At 70.3% G+C, this 17,505-nt stretch carries 16 protein-coding genes and 1 pseudogene; 12 read left to right on the top strand and 5 right to left on the bottom strand.

Annotated elements, in window-relative coordinates:
* The first annotated feature begins 9 nt into the window (after positions 1–9).
* The 3 genes from ACKI2N_RS31760 (at position 10) to ACKI2N_RS31770 (ending at position 3,579) form a co-directional block, all read left to right on the top strand.
* Positions 10–1,551, top strand: a complete 1,542-nt coding sequence (locus ACKI2N_RS31760) for a flagellar hook-length control protein FliK (protein WP_420998363.1) — start codon at positions 10–12, stop codon at positions 1,549–1,551.
* Between the two features lie 180 nt (positions 1,552–1,731).
* Positions 1,732–2,388, top strand: coding sequence for a DNA oxidative demethylase AlkB (alkB, locus tag ACKI2N_RS31765; protein ID WP_420998362.1), 657 nt, complete (start codon positions 1,732–1,734; stop codon positions 2,386–2,388).
* Between the two features lie 96 nt (positions 2,389–2,484).
* Positions 2,485–3,579 (top strand): glycosyltransferase, encoded by a 1,095-nt coding sequence (locus tag ACKI2N_RS31770; protein ID WP_420998361.1) that lies wholly within the window; start codon positions 2,485–2,487, stop codon positions 3,577–3,579.
* Between the two features lie 45 nt (positions 3,580–3,624).
* Here the strand turns inward: ACKI2N_RS31770 and ACKI2N_RS31775 are convergent, their stop codons facing one another.
* From ACKI2N_RS31775 to ACKI2N_RS31785, 3 genes are all read right to left on the bottom strand, one after another.
* On the bottom strand, positions 3,625–4,095 hold the full coding sequence (locus ACKI2N_RS31775) for a thioesterase family protein (protein ID WP_420998360.1): 471 nt from the start codon (positions 4,093–4,095) through the stop codon (positions 3,625–3,627).
* 148 nt (positions 4,096–4,243) lie between these two features.
* A complete protein-coding gene (acnB, locus tag ACKI2N_RS31780) occupies positions 4,244–6,829 on the bottom strand; it encodes a bifunctional aconitate hydratase 2/2-methylisocitrate dehydratase (protein WP_420998358.1) in 2,586 nt (861 codons plus the stop codon).
* Between the two features lie 220 nt (positions 6,830–7,049).
* Entirely contained in the window at positions 7,050–7,736 is a 687-nt protein-coding gene (locus tag ACKI2N_RS31785) for a M24 family metallopeptidase (RefSeq protein ID WP_420998355.1), read from the bottom strand.
* A gap of 216 nt (positions 7,737–7,952) precedes the next feature.
* On the opposite strand from ACKI2N_RS31785, the gene ACKI2N_RS31790 reads away from it, so the two are divergent.
* The 8 genes from ACKI2N_RS31790 (at position 7,953) to fliR (ending at position 13,899) form a co-directional block, all read left to right on the top strand.
* The gene (locus tag ACKI2N_RS31790) at positions 7,953–8,957 is read left to right on the top strand and encodes a GlxA family transcriptional regulator (RefSeq protein WP_420998354.1); all 1,005 of its coding nucleotides are present in this window, start codon (positions 7,953–7,955) and stop codon (positions 8,955–8,957) included.
* A 316-nt stretch (positions 8,958–9,273) separates the two neighbouring features.
* Positions 9,274–9,759, top strand: coding sequence for a flagellar basal body-associated protein FliL (gene fliL, locus ACKI2N_RS31795; RefSeq protein ID WP_420998348.1), 486 nt, complete (start codon positions 9,274–9,276; stop codon positions 9,757–9,759).
* 149 nt (positions 9,760–9,908) lie between these two features.
* The gene (gene fliM / locus ACKI2N_RS31800; RefSeq protein ID WP_420998346.1) at positions 9,909–10,916 is read left to right on the top strand and encodes a flagellar motor switch protein FliM; all 1,008 of its coding nucleotides are present in this window, start codon (positions 9,909–9,911) and stop codon (positions 10,914–10,916) included.
* Positions 10,909–11,367: a flagellar motor switch protein FliN gene (fliN, locus tag ACKI2N_RS31805; RefSeq protein ID WP_420998345.1), complete on the top strand. Its 459-nt coding sequence runs from the start codon at positions 10,909–10,911 to the stop codon at positions 11,365–11,367. The genes fliM and fliN overlap by 8 nt, the downstream gene beginning before the upstream one ends.
* The gene (fliO, locus tag ACKI2N_RS31810) at positions 11,364–11,900 is read left to right on the top strand and encodes a flagellar biosynthetic protein FliO (protein WP_420998344.1); all 537 of its coding nucleotides are present in this window, start codon (positions 11,364–11,366) and stop codon (positions 11,898–11,900) included. The genes fliN and fliO overlap by 4 nt, the downstream gene beginning before the upstream one ends.
* A 149-nt stretch (positions 11,901–12,049) precedes the next feature.
* Positions 12,050–12,739: a flagellar type III secretion system pore protein FliP gene (gene fliP, locus ACKI2N_RS31815; protein ID WP_420998352.1), complete on the top strand. Its 690-nt coding sequence runs from the start codon at positions 12,050–12,052 to the stop codon at positions 12,737–12,739.
* Positions 12,740–12,782: 43 nt separating this feature from the next.
* Entirely contained in the window at positions 12,783–13,052 is a 270-nt protein-coding gene (fliQ, locus tag ACKI2N_RS31820; protein WP_029043347.1) for a flagellar biosynthesis protein FliQ, read from the top strand.
* 61 nt (positions 13,053–13,113) lie between these two features.
* Complete coding sequence (fliR, locus tag ACKI2N_RS31825; protein ID WP_420998343.1) at positions 13,114–13,899, top strand: flagellar biosynthetic protein FliR; 786 nt, start codon at positions 13,114–13,116, stop codon at positions 13,897–13,899.
* Positions 13,900–13,914: 15 nt separating this feature from the next.
* Here fliR and blaOXA (ACKI2N_RS31830) read toward each other — a convergent pair whose 3' ends face one another.
* Positions 13,915–14,739 (bottom strand): OXA-1206 family carbapenem-hydrolyzing class D beta-lactamase, encoded by an 825-nt coding sequence (gene blaOXA, locus ACKI2N_RS31830; RefSeq protein ID WP_426990956.1) that lies wholly within the window; start codon positions 14,737–14,739, stop codon positions 13,915–13,917.
* Positions 14,719–15,513 (bottom strand): annotated as a pseudogene (gene blaOXA / locus ACKI2N_RS31835) (class D beta-lactamase); the annotation flags it as partial. The gene blaOXA (ACKI2N_RS31830) and the pseudogene blaOXA (ACKI2N_RS31835), both read right to left, overlap by 21 nt.
* 264 nt (positions 15,514–15,777) lie before the next feature.
* Here blaOXA (ACKI2N_RS31835) and ACKI2N_RS31840 point away from each other — a divergent pair.
* Positions 15,778–17,502: a hypothetical protein gene (locus ACKI2N_RS31840; protein WP_420998342.1), complete on the top strand. Its 1,725-nt coding sequence runs from the start codon at positions 15,778–15,780 to the stop codon at positions 17,500–17,502.
* Positions 17,503–17,505: the final 3 nt, after the last annotated feature.

The raw sequence follows: 17,505 nt of genomic DNA on the forward strand, positions 1-17,505 counted from the left end.
CATCCGACCATGATCGATATCAGCCAGATTGTCAGCAACACCGCCAGCAGCGCAGCCGCCTCGCGCAGCACCGGCAGCAGCGATGCCGCGTCGCAGGGATTCGGCGACGCCTTGGCGCGCGCCCGCGACGACGGCGCCGGCGCCGGCAACGCCAACAATGCCGGCAACGCGAACAACGCGAACAGCCCGGCCGGCAGCGGCGGCGCCCCGGCACAGAACACGCAAAACGCGCAGAACACGCAGAACGGCAACACCGCGCAGAACAATGCCGCCGGCAACGCGGCCCAGGGCACGCAGGGCAGCGCGGTGGCGGGCAAGCCGGCCCGCCCCGGCAAGGACGGCGCCAAGGATGGCAAGGACGGTGAGACGGCCGACGCGCAAGCCGTGAACCCGGCGGCCCAGGCCGCCGCCGCGGCGCTGGCCGTGCTGCTGCCGGCGCAACCGGCCCAGCCCGCCGCGCCGGCCGCCGCCGGCGACGCCCTGGCGGGCGCTGCCGCCGCCCTCGCCGGGCAGGCCGGCCAGCCGGGCCCGAAAGACCCCGCGCTGCCGCTGGCCGCGGCCACCACAGCCGACGCCGCGCCGGCGGCCTCGACCGCCGCCGACACGCTGGCCACCATCGCTTCCCAGCGCGCCGCGCTGCAGGGCGCGCCGCAACACGCCGCCGCCCAGGCCGCCGACAAGCCGACCCTCGCCGCTGCCGCGGCGGCCGATGCCGCCAAGGCCGGCCCCGACCTGGCCGCCAGCCTCAAGGCCGGCATCGCCGGTCAGCAGGGCAATGGCGGCAATGGCAACAACGGCGGCGGCCAGTCCGCCGGCCAGCAAGGCACGGCCGGCCAGCAGCACAAGGCGCCGCTCCAGCTTGGCGAAGCCACCGGCGCCAGGAGCCCGTTGGCGCCCGCCGCCGCTGCCGCCCCCGACACCGCCGCCACCACGGCGGCTTCCACCAGCGCGGCGCAGTTCGCCGCCGCCCTGCGCGCGGCCGAGCCGGCCGGCGCCGAAGCCGCCCCCGCCGACACCGCCGCCAGCGCCCTGATGGCTGCCGGCACCGTGGCCGCCGGCCCCGCGCCGACCAGCAGCGGCCTGTCGCCGGCCACCTCGCTGCCGGTCGCGCCGCCGGTGGGCGACGGCCAGTGGCCGCAAGCGCTCAGCCAACAGATGGTGCGCCTGTCCACGCAAGGCAACCACACCGCCGAGCTGCAGCTCAACCCGCCCGACCTCGGCCCGCTCAAGGTCGTGCTCAGCGTGGTCAACGACCAGGCCCAGGCCCAGTTCGTCTCCCCGCACGCCGCCGTGCGCGCAGCGGTGGAAGCCGCGCTGCCGCACCTGCGCACCGCGATGGCCGACAGCGGCATCCAGCTCGGCCAGGCCTCGGTCGGCGCCGACAGCTTTGCCGGCCAGGCCGGCAACGGCCAGCCGCAGCAGCAACGCCAGCCCGGCAGCCCGCAAGCCGGCTTCGGCGCGCTGGCAGGCAACGACCCGGCCCCGGCCGCCAGCCCCGTGGCCGCGCCCGCGCGCACCCTCGCCCGCGGCGAAGTCGACACCTTTGCGTGATCCCGGCCGCGCACGGCAGGCAGGCGCGCGCCAGCGCCCTGCCTGCCGCGCCGGCCATCGCGCGCATCGGGCGCATCGGGCGCATCGGGCGCATCGGGCGCATCGGGCACCAGCCGCTGCCCCCGATCCCGCCTACCATGTGGTTTGAGCACAGGCACGCCGCCTGCGTCCCGGACCGCCATGACCTTCGACCTCTTCGATTCCCTCCCGCAGCAAGACCCGCCGCACGCCGAGCCGATCGCGCCCGGCGCGACCGTGCTGCGCGGCTTCGCCCGCGCCCACGGGCAAACCCTGCTGGATGCCGTGCGCGAGGTCGCCGCGCGCGCGCCGTGGCGCCACCTGATCACGCCGGGCGGCCTGCGCATGTCGGTGGCGATGACCAACTGCGGCCAGTTCGGCTGGGTCTCCGACGCCACCGGCTACCGCTACGAGCCGGCCGACCCGCTCAGCGGCGAGCCGTGGCCGCCGATGCCCGGCGGCTTCCTGTCGCTGGCGCGCGCGGCCGCCGCCGAGGCGGGCTTCGCGGATTTCAGCCCGGATGCCTGCCTGCTCAACCGCTACGTGCCCGGCACGCGCCTGTCCCTGCACCAGGACCGCGACGAACTGGACCTGCGCGCGCCCATCGTCTCGGTCTCGCTCGGCCTGCCCGCGGTCTTCCTGTTCGGCGGCCTGCAGCGCACCGACCCGCGCCAGCGCGTGCGGCTGGCCCACGGCGACGTGGTGGTGTGGGGCGGCCCGGCGCGGCTGGCCTTCCACGGCATCGCGCCGCTGGCCGACGGCGACCACGCCCTGACCGGGCACGAGCGCATCAACCTGACGTTTCGCAAGACGCGCTAGGCGCCGGCACCGGCATTGCCGAAAACGCATGACTGCGCGTATGCTGCTCGCGCCGCCCGCAGGCATACCCCCGCCCATCCCGACAGGACATCCGAATTGAGCCGCATCTGCCTGAACATGATCGTGAAGAACGAGGCACCCGTGATCGCGCGCTGCCTCGCCTCGGTCAAGCCATGGATCGACCGCTGGGCGATCGTCGATACCGGCTCCACCGATGGCACCCAGGAGCTGGTGCGCGCCTGCATGGACGGCCTGCCCGGCGAGCTGCACGAGCGGCCGTGGGTGGACTTTGCCCACAACCGCAATGAAGCGCTGGCCCTGGCGCGCGCCGGCGCCCGCCCCGGCGACTACGTGCTGTTCATCGATGCCGACGAGACGCTGCGCGTGCCGCCCGGTTTCCGCTGGCCCGCGCTGGGCGCCGACGGCTACCGCTTCCTGTGCGAGCTGGGCGGGTGGCGCTACCAGCGCAACGCGCTGGTCAGCGGCACGCAGCCGTGGCGCTGGGAAGGCGTGCTGCACGAATACCTGACGCAGGACGTGCCCCACGCGTGGCAGCACCTGGAAGGGCCGGCCATCGTGGTGTCGCGCGACGGCGCGCGAGCGCGCGACCCGCACACGTACCTGCGCGACATCGAAGTGCTGGAGCGCGCCCTGCAGAAGGAGCCGGCCAACCCGCGCTACCGCTTCTACCTGGCGCAGAGCTATCGCGACGCGGGGAACGTGGAGGCCAGCCTGGCGCAGTACCGCGCTCGCGCGGAGCTGGCGGGATGGGACGAGGAGCGCTGGTTCGCGCTGTTCCAGATCGGCGCGCTGACCGAGCGGCTGGCCGCCAGCGATGCGACGGCCGCCGCCGGCGCCGTGCGCGATGCCTACCTGGCCGCCTACCAGGCGCGCCCCACGCGCGCCGAGCCGCTGTGCGAGCTGGCCCGCTGGCACCGCCTGCGCGGCGAGTTCGCGCTGGCGCATCTCTATGCGCAGCAGGCCGCCGCGCTGGCGGTCCCGCCCGACTCGCTGTTCGTCGACACCTCGGTCTACGCCTGGCGCGCGCTCGACGAGCTCGTGGTCAGCGCTTACTACATCGGCGCGCTCGACCAGGGCCGGGCCGCGCTGCGCAAGCTGCTGGCCGAGCGGCAATTCCCCGAGTCCGAGCGCGCCCGCATCGAGGCCAACCGGCCGTTCTACGGTTTGTAGGCGCTCGCCTTGCCGGCTGCCCCGCCGTTACGGGCGGCGCGCCGCTCAGGCGCGGTCGACTTCGCGGTCGACCCAGTTGACCCTGGGAAACTTGCTGGCGAACGAGGCCGGCATCGGCATCACTTCCTTGCGCGCATAGCTGAAGAAGACGAAACCGGATTTGGCCAGCGCGATCAGCGCGCCGTCGCTCGGGCGCGTGATGCGGAAGGTGATGTCGCCGCCGTAGCGGTTGAAGTCCATCACGCCCACCTCGAACAGGAGCTGGTCGCGCGCGTGGGCTTCGTTGCGGTAGGTGGTGGCGAGGTCGGTGACGATGGTGCCGACCTGCTCGGTCTCGGCCGCCTCGCCGTCGCCGCTGCGCAGGTCGAACAGGAAACGCGCGCGCGCCTCGGAGATCATCGAGATCATCGAGTCGTTGCCGAGGTGGTTGGCGCTGTTGATGTCCGTCACGCGCACCGTGAGGTGGGTGCTGTAGTAGTACTGGTCTTCGGGGAATTCGAGCTTGAGGCGGGCCATGATGCGGTCAGGGGCGTGAGCGTGGGACGGGCAAAAAGAAAGGCCCCGGGAGGGGCCTGATGCCGGACAAAGTCCACATTGCCGGCGGTCTTGCTTCCCTCTCCCATGCAATGGGAGAGGGGAAGAACATCCCCGCCGGTCGTGTGCCTTACATCGACACCGTGTCCGCCACTTCCTTGAAGTCTTCGATCTGGTCGAAGTTCATGTACTTGTAGATCTTGTCGCCGTTGGCGTTCAGCACGCCCATGTCGGCCATGTACTCTTCCTTGGTCGGGATGCGGCCCAGGCGCGAGCAGATGGCGGCCAGTTCGGCCGAGCCCAGGTACACGTTGGTGTTCTTGCCCAGGCGGTTGGGGAAGTTGCGGGTGCTGGTCGACATCACCGTGGCGCCTTCGCGCACTTGTGCCTGATTGCCCATGCACAGCGAGCAGCCCGGCATTTCGGTGCGGGCGCCGGCGGTGCCGAACACGCCGTAGTGGCCTTCCTCGGTCAGTTGCTTGGCGTCCATCTTGGTCGGCGGGGCGACCCACAGCTTGACCGGAATGTCGCGCTTGCCTTCGAGCAGCTTGGAGGCTGCGCGGAAGTGGCCGATGTTGGTCATGCACGAACCGATGAACACTTCGTCGATCTTGGCGCCGGCCACGTCGGACAAGGTCTTGACGTCGTCCGGGTCGTTCGGGCAGGCCACGATGGGCTCGTGCACGTCGGCCAGGTCGATCTCGATGACCGAGGCGTACTCGGCGTCGGCGTCCGGCTGCAGCAGTTGCGGGTCGGCCAGCCAGGCTTCCATGGCCTTGATGCGGCGCTGCAGGCTGCGCGCATCGGCGTAGCCTTCGGCGATCATCCACTTCAGCAGCGTGATGTTGCTGTTGATGTACTCGATGATCGGTTCCTTGTTCAGGCGCACCGTGCAGCCGGCGGCCGAACGCTCGGCCGAGGCGTCGGACAGTTCGAACGCTTGCTCCACCTTCAGGTCGGGCAGGCCTTCGATTTCCAGGATGCGGCCGGAGAAGATGTTCTTCTTGCCTTGCTTGGCCACGGTCAGCTCGCCCGACTTGATGGCGTACAGCGGGATCGCGTTGACCAGGTCGCGCAGGGTCACGCCGGGCTGCATCTTGCCCTTGAAGCGCACCAGCACCGATTCCGGCATGTCCAGCGGCATCACGCCGGTGGCGGCGGCGAAGGCCACCAGGCCCGAGCCTGCCGGGAAGCTGATGCCGATCGGGAAGCGGGTGTGCGAGTCGCCGCCGGTGCCGACGGTGTCGGGCAGCAGCATGCGGTTGAGCCACGAGTGGATCACGCCGTCGCCGGGGCGCAGCGAGATGCCGCCGCGCGTGCTGATGAACTGGGGCAGCGTGTGGTGGGTCTTGACGTCGACCGGCTTCGGATAGGCGGCGGTGTGGCAGAACGACTGCATCACCAGGTCGGCCGAGAAGCCCAGGCAGGCCAGGTCCTTCAGCTCGTCGCGGGTCATCGGGCCGGTGGTGTCCTGCGAGCCCACCGAGGTCATCTTCGGTTCGCAGTAGGTGCCCGGGCGCACGCCCTGGCCTTCGGGCAGGCCGCAGGCGCGGCCGACCATCTTTTGCGCGAGCGTGAAGCCCTTGCCGGTATCGGCCGGGTTCTGCGGCAGGCGGAACAGCGTGGACGGGGCCAGTCCGAGCGCTTCGCGGGCCTTGGCGGTCAGGCCGCGGCCGACGATCAGGGGAATGCGGCCGCCGGCGCGCACTTCGTCGAACAGCACGTCGGACTTGACCTGGAATTCGGCGATGACTTCGCCGTTCTTCAGGGCCTTGCCTTCATAGGGGCGCAGCTCGACCACGTCGCCCATTTCCATCCTGGACACGTCCAGCTCGATCGGCAGCGCGCCGGCGTCTTCCATGGTGTTGTAGAAGATCGGGGCGATCTTGCTGCCCAGGCACACGCCGCCGAAACGCTTGTTCGGCACGAACGGGATGTCTTCGCCGGTGAACCACAGCACCGAGTTGGTGGCGGACTTGCGGCTGGAGCCGGTGCCGACCACGTCGCCCACGTAGGCGACCAGGTTGCCCTTTTCCTTGAGCGACTCGATGAACTTGACCGGGCCGCGCTTGCCGTCCTCTTCCGGGGTGATGCCGGGGCGCGCGTTCTTCAGCATGGCCAGCGCGTGCAGCGGGATGTCCGGGCGGGTGGTGGCGTCGGGGGCCGGCGAGAGGTCGTCGGTGTTGGTTTCGCCCGAGACCTTGAACACGGTCACGGTCAGGCTTTGCGGCACTTCGGGGCGGCTGGTGAACCATTCGGCGTCGGCCCAGCTTTGCAGCACGGACTTGGCGTTGGCGTTGCCCTTGTCGGCCTTTTCCTTGACGTCGTGGAAGGCGTCGAACATCAGCAGGGTCTTCTTCAGCGCGGCGGCGGCCACGGTGCCGACTTCGGCATCGTCGAGCAGCTCGATCAGCGGCGAGATGTTGTAGCCGCCCAGCATGGTGCCCAGCAGCTCGGTGGCGCGCGCGCGGGTGATCAGCGGGCAGGCTTCCTTGCCCAGCGCCACGGCGGCCAGGTACGAGGCCTTGACCTTGGCGGCGTCGTCCACGCCGGCCGGCACGCGGTTGGTGATCAGGTCGACCAGGAACTGCGCTTCGCCGGCGGGCGGGTTCTTCAGGAGTTCGATCAGCTCCGCAGTTTGCTTCGCGGTCAGCGGCAGAGGGGGAATGCCAAGCGCGGCGCGTTCGGCAACATGGGCGCGATAGGTATCAAGCATGGGATCCTGCGGGGTAATAGGGGTTGGGAGGGCGTTGTTGTGCCGTGATTGTAAAGTGAAGTGCGCCGGAGGTCAAATGTCTTATATCTTATATAAGAGTTGAATCACACAATCACATTGAAAACAATGACTTGGCCTTCCCAGCCGTCGAAAATCCGCAACAAGAGACCTTGACCAAATTGCTCGGGCAATCCCCGCCGCGCGGCGCCGCCGCGGCCGCTCAGCCGTAGTATGCGTCGCCCAGCAGCATGTCCTCGAAGAAGGCGCCGAAGCGGTGCTGCGGGTCGCGCAGGTGGATCTCCAGGATCCAGCGCATGGCCGACGGGCAGATGTCGAGGTCGGCCAGCGAGCCGGTGTAGATGGTGGCATGCGGGAAGTCCGACACGCGGTGGCCGGGCAGGTCGAAATTCAGCTCCCAGCCCATCTTGCGCGCGGTCCTGTCGGCGTACTCGTAGAGGGCGTGGCCGGTCAGGCCTTCCTTGCTCCAGACCGCGCGCACGTCATGGAAGAGCGCCTGCGCGTCGCGCGCGCAGCGGGCGTACGCGGCGTTGTGGCCCACCGTGAAGCTGGCGCCGCCGTCGCCCTCCCAGGCGTCCACGCGCGGGGCGATGTCGATGAAGAAGATGTCGTTTTCCTGCAGCACCACGCCGGGCACCGAGGCCTGCTTCATCGGCTTGATGGTGTTGCCGCCGAAGCGCACGCGCACGGGGTGCCAGCTCAGCGCGAGGCCGGCGTCGAGCAGCACCGAGCGGGCCATCGCCACGGCGTCTTCCTCGACCATGCCGGGCGCCACGCGCGCGGCGATCTCGCCGATGGCGTGGCGCGTCTTGTCGCGGGCCAGCAGCATGCCGTCGACGGAAAAGGCGGGGCCGACGCGTTCGGCGGCGGCAACATCGGTCATTGTCATGGGGGTTCTCCAGGTCAGGTGGCGCGCGCCGTCTGCGGCGCCGGGTACGAACCAGTATGGCGAGCCGCCGGCCGGGCCGCGCCGCCGCCGGCGGCGCCCTGGCGCCAAATGGCGGCGTTTTCGTGCCAGCGCGGCCCGCGCGGGGCCGGGCAGGCGCGCGGCCGCGGCGCCGCCCGGCTAACATGGCGGCCATTGCCTCCCCGATCCGGCCCGCCCATGAACCGATCCGTCGCCATCCTCGTCTTTCCCGGCGTGCAAGCGCTGGACGTGAGCGGCCCGCTCGACGTGTTCGCCGAGGCCAACCGCTTCCTGCTGCCAGAGGACCACTACCGGCTCGAGCTCATCGGCACCGAACCCGGCCCCGTGGCCTGTTCCAACGGCATGGTGCTGCATCCGCAGCGGCATTTCGCCGAGGCCGGGGCCGGCGGCGCCGTCCCGGACCTGCTGCTGGTGGCAGGCGGCCCGACGCTGCCCGGGCGCGCCTTTCCCGCCGCGCTGTACGGGTGGCTGCGCGAGGCCAGCCGGCGCGCCGGGCGCTTCGGCTCGATCTGCAACGGCGCCTTCCTGCTGGCCGGCGCGGGGCTGCTCGACGGGCGCACCGTCACCACCCACTGGAACGACGTGGCCGCGCTGGCCGCGCGCTGCCCCGCCGCCAACGTGGAGGCGGACCGCATCTACGCGCAGGACGGCAACCTCTACACCTCGGCCGGCGTGACCGCGGGCATCGATCTCTCGCTATACCTGCTGGCGCAAGACCACGGCGAGGAAGTGGCGCTCAACGTGGCCAAGCGGCTGGTGGTGTTCATCCGGCGCGCCGGCGGCCAGTCGCAGTTCAGCCCGTACCTGACCCCGCTGGTGGAGGCGGCGTCGCCGGTGGCGCAGGTCCAGCAGTATGTGCTGGCTCACCTCACCGAGGACCTCGCCCTCGACAAGCTGGCGGCGGTGGCCAGGATGAGCAGCCGCAACTTCTCGCGCATCTTCGCCCGCGATGCCCGGGTCACCCCGGCCGAATTCGTGGAAAGCGCCCGCCTGGACGCCGCGCGGGTCATGCTCGAGCGCAGCGCGGTGCCGCTCAAGACCGTCTCCTACGAATGCGGTTTCCGCGATCCGCATCACATGCGCGCGGTATTCCGCCGCCGGCTCGGCGTGTCGCCGCAGCAGTACCGCCATAGCTTCGGCGCCCCGGCCGAGCCGCCCGCGCCAATGGAATCAAGCAGTTAGCCGCGCGCGCGGCGGCGCGGCGCGGCGGCGCGCCACGCATGCGCCACGCGGGCCAGCCCGCGCGGGCCGGCGCCCGGCGGCCGCGCCGGCCCCGGCTGCGGCCTGCTCCACGGCCCCGGGCGCGGATCTTCGTCAAAGTTCCGGCTCAAGTTCCGTGCACGCCATTCGTTAACCCCCTGTAAGACCATCCCATTGACCGGATGACGCACCCGCTTGGCTCAAATGGCCAAGCTGAGCGGGTTTCACCCTTTTTTTCGGCCCTTTGCTTGCCCTGTCTTCACCCAAGAATGGCAGGGCATTCCGATACAGGCATCTCATGGCGACTACGCTCACTTCTTCCCAGGCTGACGGCAACAAGAGCAAGCGCGGGCGACTGCTGCTGGTTCTCGGCGTCGTGATCGTCGCGGCGCTGGGTGCCGGGGGCTTCTTTCTGGGCAACATCCTGAGCAACCGCCAGCCGCAGGTACCCGCGGCTCCGGTTGTGCCGCCGCCGATCTTCGTGCCGCTGGAACCGTTCACCGTCAACCTCAAGAGCGACGACGGCGACCGTTTCCTGCACACCGGACTGTCGCTCAAGGTGGCGGACGCGAAGGACCAGGCGCGCATCACCGAGTACCTGCCGGAAGTCCGCAGCCGCATCCTGCTGCTGCTGTCGGCCAAGCAGCCGCCCGACCTGGCGACGGTGGAAGGCAAGCGCCGGCTGGCGCAGGAAATCCAGCGCGCCGTCAACCAGCCGTTCGCCTCCAATCTGCCGGCGCAGCAGGTCGTCGACGTCCTATTCACATCCTTCGTGGTGCAGTAAGCACGTGCCCTGCCCCACCAGCAAATCCGACATGAATCCGTCCCTGCCTGCCTTGCCCGTACAACAGCACGCGCGCCAACGCCAGCGCGCGGGCTGATCGGCACATGGTCGCTTTCATTCAACACGGCACTCACGGGGCAGGACACTAGATGGCCTACGACAAGTTCCTCTCGCAGGACGAGGTAGACGAATTACTGAAGGGTGTGTCGGGCGAAGCCGATCTGCCCGAGGTCTCCGCGCCGGTCGCCGAGGACGGCGTGCGCCCGTACAACCTGGCCACGCAGGAGCGCATCGTGCGCGGCCGGCTGCACACGCTCGAAATCATCAACGAGCGCTTCGCCCGCCAGCTGCGCACCGCGCTGTTCAACTTCATCCGCCGCGGCGCCGACATCTCGGTCGGCTCGATCCGCATCGAGAAGTACGGCGACTTCGTGCGCAACCTGCCGGTGCCGACCAACCTGAACCTGGTGCACATGAAGCCGCTGCGCGGCACGGCACTGTTCGTGTTCGACCCCAACCTGGTGTTCCTGGTGGTCGACAACCTGTTCGGCGGCGACGGGCGCTTCCACACCCGCGTGGAAGGGCGCGACTTCACCCAGACCGAGCAGCGCATCATCCGCCGCCTGCTGGACCTCGCGCTCAACAGCTACGGCAACGCCTGGAACGCGGTGCACCCGATCGAGCTGGAATACGTCCGCTCGGAAATGCACACCAAGTTTGCCAACATCGCCATGCTCAGCGAGGTGGTGGTGACCACGGCATTCCATATCGAGCTGGGCGCCGTCGGCGGCCAGCTCCATGTCTGCTTCCCCTACTCGATGATCGAGCCGGTGCGCGACCTGCTGATGAACCCGCTGCAGGACGAGGTCGAAGTGGACAAGCGCTGGATTTCCCAGCTGTCGCAGCAGATCCGCTCGGCCGAGGTGGAACTGGTGGCCGAATTCGCCCACCTGGAAAGCACCGTGGCCGAAGTGCTGTCGCTGCGCGCCGGCGATGTACTCCCCATCGAGCTGCCCGAGCAGGTGTTCGGCAAGGTCGATGGCGTGCCCGTGATGCAGTGCGGCTTCGGCACCATGAACGGCCAGTACGCGCTGCGGGTAGAACGGATGATCAATCACCAAGAAAGCGATTCCAACAAGGAAACCGACCATGACTGACGGCAAAGACGACAAGCCGGCCGACCCGATGGACGACTGGGCCAGCGCCCTGGCAGAGCAGACCAGCGCCGAGGATCTCGCCGCGACTGCCGTGCCGGCACCGGCAGTCGCAGCCGCCACCGCAGCCGCGACGCCGGCCGCGTCCAAGGTCTTCCAGCCGCTGGAGAAGGAGGCGCCGACCGGCTTCCACAACGATATCGAGATGATCCTCGATATCCCCGTGCAGCTCACGGTGGAACTCGGCCGCACCAAGGTGCCCATCAAGACCCTGCTGCAGCTCGCGCAGGGCTCGGTGGTGGAGCTCGACGGCCTGGCCGGCGAGCCGATGGACGTGCTGGTCAACGGCTACCTGATCGCCCAGGGCGAAGTGGTGGTGGTCAACGACAAGTTCGGCATCCGCCTGACCGACATCATCACGCCGTCCGAACGCATCCGGAAGCTCAACCGATGATCTCCAGCCTGCGCCGGATGGCCATTGCCGGGCTTGTGGCCGGCCTGGCGCTGGCGCAGGCTGCGCCGGCGGCCGCGCAAGCCAGCGCGGCCGCCGGCAGTCCGGCCCCGGGCGTTGCCGTCAGCACCGCGGCCACCGCGGCCAATACAGCCAATACCGCCGCCGGCCACGTCGGCCCCAGCGGGGCGGCCAGCATGGCGCAGGCCGGCCTCGGCCTGTTCGCCGTCATCGCCCTGATCCTGCTGCTGGCCTGGCTGGCGCGACGCGCCGGACTGGTCCGCCACGGCCAGGGCGGCGCCATGAAAGTCGTCGGCAGCACCATGCTCGGCCCGCGCCAGCGCCTGGTGATGGTGGAGGTCGGCGACACCTGCCTGGTGCTGGGCGTCAGCGCCGGCGAGATCCGCACGCTCCATACCCTGCCCGCGCAAGCCCGCCAGCCGGGCCAGGAACCGGACGGCCCGGCCAATCCGGCGGGCAACGGCAGCTTCGGCCAGAAGCTGCTGCGCGCCATGCAACACAACCTGAAGTCATGAATTTCCTGCCCGGCGCCTCGCGGCGCGTTTTCCAGCAGCGGCTGCAAGGCCGGCTGCAGGCCCTGCGCGCCTGCGCCGGCCAGCCGTCGCGGCTCGCCTTCGCGGCCGTGCTGGCCGGCGCCTGCCTGGCGCTGGTGCTCCTGCCCGCCATGGCGCAGGCCCAGGCGCTGCCGGGGCTGACCAGCCGGGCCGGCCCCGGCGGCAGCCAGACCTGGTCGCTGTCGGTGCAGACGCTGGTCCTGCTGACCTCGCTGTCGTTCCTGCCGGCGGCCATGCTGATGATGACCGGCTTCACCCGCATCATCATCGTGCTGGGCCTGCTGCGCAACGCGCTGGGCACGGCCACCTCGCCGCCCAACCAGGTGCTGGTGGGGCTGTCGCTGTTCCTGACCTTCTTCGTCATGTCGCCGGTGTTCGACCGCGTCTACACCGACGCCTACAAGCCGCTGACCGAGAACAAGATCAGCCTGGAAGACGCCGCCGAGAAAGCCGCCGTGCCGCTCAAGGCCTTCATGCTCAAGCAGACCCGCGAGAAGGACCTGGCGCTGTTCGCGCAGATGGCCAAGGCGCCCGAGATGCAGGGCCCGGAAGACGTGCAGATGCGCATCCTGGTGCCGGCCTTCGTCACCAGCGAGCTCAAGACCGCGTTCCAGATCGGCTTTACGGTCTTCATCCCGTTCCTCATCATCGACCTGGTGGTCGCCAGCGTGCTGATGGCCATGGGCATGATGATGGTGCCGCCGGCCACCATCTCGCTGCCGTTCAAGCTGATGCTGTTCGTGCTGGTGGACGGCTGGCAACTGCTGCTGGGCTCGCTGGCGCAGAGTTTCCTGAACTGAACACCGGACGCGCCCGGCGCGTCCCCACCGAGACCGCTCCGCCATGACGCCGGAAACCGTAATGAGCATCGCCACCCAGGCGATGAAGATGACCCTGATGCTGGCCGCGCCCCTGCTGCTGGTGGCGTTGGTGGCCGGCCTGGTGGTGAGCCTGTTCCAGGCCGCCACGCAGATCAACGAAATGACGCTGTCGTTCATCCCCAAGCTGCTGGCCCTGTTCGCCACCATGGTGCTGGCCGGCCCGTGGATGATCAACACCTTCGTCGACTACATGCGCGAAGTCTTCCAGGGCATTCCCGCCCTGGTGCATTGATGCGGGCGTAGCGCCCCGCCCGCATCTTCCCCGCATCCCCCCCGCATCGCGCCCGCCTGCCGTGCTGTCCGTCACCTCCGCCCAGCTCTACGCCTGGATCGCCGCCTTCCTGTGGCCGCTGTTCCGGCTGCTGGCGCTGATCGGCACCGCGCCCCTGTTCGGCGAATCCACCATCCCGCGCCGCGCCAAGGTCGCGCTGGCCGCGCTGATGGCGGTCATCATCTCCCCCACCATCGACAAGCTGCCGCTGGCGCCGGTGTATTCCTTCGAAGGCCTGCTGATCATCCTCAACGAGGTCGGCATCGGGCTGGCGGTGGGCTTCACCATGCGGCTGGCCTTCGCCGCCGTGCAGTACGCCGGCGAAACCATCGGCCTGCAGATGGGCCTGTCGTTCGCCTCGTTCTACGACCGCTCCTCGGGCGGCCAGACCATGGTGCTGGGCCGCTTCCTCAACGTGGTCGCCATGCTGATGTTCCTGGCCATGGACGGCCACCTGATGCTGCTGGCCACGCTCGCCGACAGCTTCGCCGCGCTGCCCATCTCGCCCCAGCCGCTGTCCGGCGCGGGCTGGGGCGCGGTGGCGGCCGCCGGCGCCAGCGTGTTCTCCTCCGGCCTGCTGCTGGCGCTGCCGCTGATCGCCGCGCTGCTCACGCTCAACCTGGCCATGGGCATCCTCAACCGCGCCTCGCCGCAGCTGTCGATCTTCGCGGTCGGCTTTCCGGTCACGCTGGCCGGCGGCTTCCTGATGATGATGCTGGTGATGCCGCAGATGAGCGCCTATATGGGGCGGCTGCTCGACAACAGCCTTGCGGCGGTGGGAATGCTGCTGGGGCAGCTGGGGCGGTAGGCAGTCCGCCCCGGGCTACAGCACGCCGAGCTGACCGAGCACCGCGCGCGTGATCTCCATGCGCGCCCGGCCCAGTTCGGGCCGCGTGAGATCCAGGTTCATGGCGAACACGTAGGTGTCGCCGCCGCGCTCGACCCAGCCCACCCACCAGCCCACCTCGGGCTGCGCGGCGCCGGCCCAGCCGGTCTTGGCGCGCAAGGTATAGGCCGGAGTGCGCTCGGTCACCATGATGTCGAGGGCTTCGGCATAGGTGCGCGGCGAGAACGGCAGCGTGCGGGCCGCTACCTGGCGCAGGAAATCGATCTGCTGGTAGGCGGTGATGCGCAGCTTGCCGGTCAGCCAGAACGCGTCGACCGGGCCGCTCAGGTCCTGGTTGCCGTAGCCGGCCGCGGCCAGGTAATGCCGGTACGGCGCCGGCCCGACGCGGCGCGCCAGCGCCTGGTAGGCCGGCACGCAGGAGTTCGGGAAGGCGGTGCGCAGCGGCACGTCGCCGTTGCAGACCTCGGGCAGGATGGCCTTGCCGCCGATCGTGTAGACGTGGCCGTCCCACGGCAGCTTGTCGCTGTCCACGTCCTTCACGGCGCCGGTCTCCAGGCCGATCAGCGAATTGAAGATCTTGAAGGTGGACGCGGGCGGGTAAGCGGCGCGGGCGCGCGCGGGGTTGTAGGCCAGCAGCTTGTCGCGCCGCACGTCGTAGACCAGCAGCGTGCCTTCGGCGCCGGCCTGGCGGAACAGCGGGCCGGCGTCGAGCGGCGCGGCGGGCATGTCGACGGCGGACGTGCCGACGCCGGCGGCCGCCTTCTCCGGGGCCGCCGCGATGGCGTCGAGCCTGGCCGGCAGCTCCCTCATGAAGGCCGCGCGGGCGCGCGGGCCGGAATACTCCGCCTCTTTCCTGGTGTCCTGGATCAGGCGGGCGAAGACCACGCTGCGGCCTGCCCGCTCTGCCCAGCCGACGAACCAGCCATACGCGTGGTCCCAGTCCTCGCTGCCGTCGGCCAGCCGCGGGGCGCCGGTGCCGGTCTTGCCGTGCACGGCCCAGCCGTTGGGCAGCGTGCCGAGCGCGGTGATCTGGCGGGTCATGTCGTACGCCCGCGCGCTGACCGGCAGTTCGCGCCTGACCACCTTGCGCAGGAAAGCGACCTGTTCCAGCGGCGAGATCTGCAGCGATGCGCTGAGCCAGGCGCGGGTCAGGCCGTCATGCTGGCCGGGGTTGCCGGAGATGTCGCGGTTGCCGTACCGGAAGGCGTCGACGTAGTGCCGGAAGCGGGTCTCGCCGAGTTGCCGCGTGACCTGCTGCGAGTACCAGACGATCGAGTTCTTCATCCAGCCGGCGGGGTCGGTGGTGACCTGGCGCGCGGGGTTGGCATCGCCGTATTCGGCGCGGTAAGGCATGGCCGGGGCGTGCGCGTCCACCAGCAGCCCGGCATCGAAACCCATCAGGCTGATGGGCAGCTTGAACGTGGATGCGGGAGTGACGCGCTGGCCGCAGTTGCCTTCCTGCACCAGCAGCTTGCCGGTGGCGGCGTCGGCCATCACGGTGCACGTCACTTCCGCCCGGGCCGCGGGAATGGCCAGCGCCGCGCCCAGCGCAGCGAGGATTGCGAATCGCTTCAAGATGTTCTCCGTCGTGTTGTGTTCATCTCGTGTTCTGGTCGTGTTCTGGTCGGGGATGACGCCCGGGCCCGGCGTACGAAGCGCAGCATAGGAGCACGGCACGGCAGCGCCAAGGGCGCGCACCGTAACTTGCGTAACATGGAGCCTGCCGCGGCGTTTTGCGTGGCACCATTCACGGCCGTTTTCGTCCACGTTTCCGTCCGCGCTTCCGTCCACGTTTCCGTCCACGTTTCTAGTTCGCGTTTCCCGTTTCCTCCCGACCGCATGCGCCAGACCGTCCTCGCCATCGATCTGTCCGCCCCGTACCGCGTGGGCGGCAAACCCGCGCGCTACCAGAGCCTGTGGCTGCTGGCGGCGGTCTGCCTGGCCGCGCGCCGCGGCGGCGCGCTGACCGCGGCGCAGTTGCAGGCGCGCTTTCCCGACGCGGCCAATATCCGCATGCTGGTGTCGCGCGCATTCGCGGATTTCGCGCGCTGGGGCGTGGCGGTGGGATGGGGACCGGACCGCGCCGGCGGCAGCCTCAACCCGGCGCGGCGCAGCCGCGGGCCGTTCTGGATCGAGGCGTCCGCCTGCAAGCGGCTGCGCTTCACGCTGGACGGCCGCGCCGCCGGCGAGGCGGCATTGGCACGCTTCGTGGGACAGGCCGCCGCCGCGGGGCCCTCGGCGCGCGGCGCGGCGCCGGGGGCGGAAGATCCCGCCGCGGGCTACGTGATGCGCGACGTCAGCTACTGGAACCACCTCACCCAAGCCATGCGCGGCATGCAGGATGGCGTTGCCAACGCTCCCGGCAGCGCCGAGGCCAACGGCGTGACGCAGGCCCTGCGCGCCGCGCAGCGCTGCGCCACCGACGACTTCCAGCAAGCCTTTGCCCTGCTCAAGGAAAGCCTGGCCTGGCGGCGCGGCGACGACCTCGCGCGCAGCCGCGCGGCGCTGCGGCGTTTCGACCGCATCGTCGGCGCCGGCGCGGTGGACATCGCGCTGCCTACCTTCGCCGCGATGGCGCGCGTGGTGCGCGCCTGGGAGCGGTACGCGGGCAACCGCATGGAGGCCGCCCAGGCGGAACTGGAAAGCCTGGCCGCCGATCCCGCGCTGCAGCCGGTGGTGCGCTACAACCCGCGCGTGCGCTTCGAAACGCTCAACCTGCGCGCGCTGATCCACAAGACCGTGGCGATCCGCGACATGGCGGCCCAGCCGCTGACGGCGCGGCAGGCGGCGGAGGCTGCGCTGGAGGACTTTTCCGGCGCGCTGCAGGCCGCCTACGAGGCCGATTCCGTGGATGCCGCCCAGCACGTCGCGGCCAATCTCGGCCTATGCCTGTGGCTGTTCTGGAACCATGCGCTGATCGATCCCGCGCGCGCGTGGTCGGCCGGGCAGGTGCAGCGCCAGGCGGTACGCTGGCTGGGCTTGTCGGAATGGATCTGCGACCGCTTCGGCGTGGGCGGCGGCTCGGCATGGAACATCATCTTCCTGCTGCGCATCGCGCGCGGCAACTGCCGGCAGGACGGCGGCGGCGCGCTTGCGGCCTTCCGCGCGCAGCGGCCCCTGCTGCTCGAAGACGCGGTGGATGCGCTGCGCCCGTTCCACGCGCCCTTCGCGCGCGCCAAGGGCTTCATCAGCTGGTCGTCGCTGGCCGGCTTCGCGCTGGAGGAGCATGACGGCGGCCACGTGCGCTACGGCGCCCTGCAACTGGCCAACCTGCTGCTCGAAGCGAGCTGGTTCGAGGCCTTCGAGCATGGCGCCACGCCGGCCGCCTTCGCTGCCGTGGAGCGGCTGGCCAACCTGCTGGGCAAGCTGCGCCCGGCCGAGCGGCGGTTCTTTCAGGCCGCGCTGGCGGCGTTGCCGCGCGACCTGCGGATCGCCGCGGCCGAGGCCGGCCGGCACCAGCCGGAACCGGCTGGAATCGGCCAGCACCAGCCGAGCCCGCCAAAAAAGCGCGGCCGGGCGCGGGCCGGCGCGTCCCGGACAACCACCGGCCACGCTGACACATAAGCG

The organism is Cupriavidus sp. 30B13, from assembly GCF_049059565.2.
In the GTDB taxonomy this organism is placed as follows: Bacteria; Pseudomonadota; Gammaproteobacteria; order Burkholderiales; family Burkholderiaceae; genus Cupriavidus.

Coding starts and splice junctions, on each gene's coding strand:
- fliP (WP_420998352.1), top strand. CDS start 12,050: ATGGCGCAGGCCCAGGCGCTGCCGGGGCTGACCAGCCGGGCCGGCCCC.
- fliQ (WP_029043347.1), top strand. CDS start 12,783: ATGACGCCGGAAACCGTAATGAGCATCGCCACCCAGGCGATGAAGATG.
- ACKI2N_RS31785 (WP_420998355.1), bottom strand. CDS start 7,736: ATGACAATGACCGATGTTGCCGCCGCCGAACGCGTCGGCCCCGCCTTT.
- fliN (WP_420998345.1), top strand. CDS start 10,909: ATGACTGACGGCAAAGACGACAAGCCGGCCGACCCGATGGACGACTGG.
- ACKI2N_RS31790 (WP_420998354.1), top strand. CDS start 7,953: ATGAACCGATCCGTCGCCATCCTCGTCTTTCCCGGCGTGCAAGCGCTG.
- ACKI2N_RS31760 (WP_420998363.1), top strand. CDS start 10: ATGATCGATATCAGCCAGATTGTCAGCAACACCGCCAGCAGCGCAGCC.
- ACKI2N_RS31775 (WP_420998360.1), bottom strand. CDS start 4,095: ATGGCCCGCCTCAAGCTCGAATTCCCCGAAGACCAGTACTACTACAGC.
- ACKI2N_RS31840 (WP_420998342.1), top strand. CDS start 15,778: ATGCGCCAGACCGTCCTCGCCATCGATCTGTCCGCCCCGTACCGCGTG.
- acnB (WP_420998358.1), bottom strand. CDS start 6,829: ATGCTTGATACCTATCGCGCCCATGTTGCCGAACGCGCCGCGCTTGGC.
- fliM (WP_420998346.1), top strand. CDS start 9,909: ATGGCCTACGACAAGTTCCTCTCGCAGGACGAGGTAGACGAATTACTG.
- fliL (WP_420998348.1), top strand. CDS start 9,274: ATGGCGACTACGCTCACTTCTTCCCAGGCTGACGGCAACAAGAGCAAG.
- fliO (WP_420998344.1), top strand. CDS start 11,364: ATGATCTCCAGCCTGCGCCGGATGGCCATTGCCGGGCTTGTGGCCGGC.
- alkB (WP_420998362.1), top strand. CDS start 1,732: ATGACCTTCGACCTCTTCGATTCCCTCCCGCAGCAAGACCCGCCGCAC.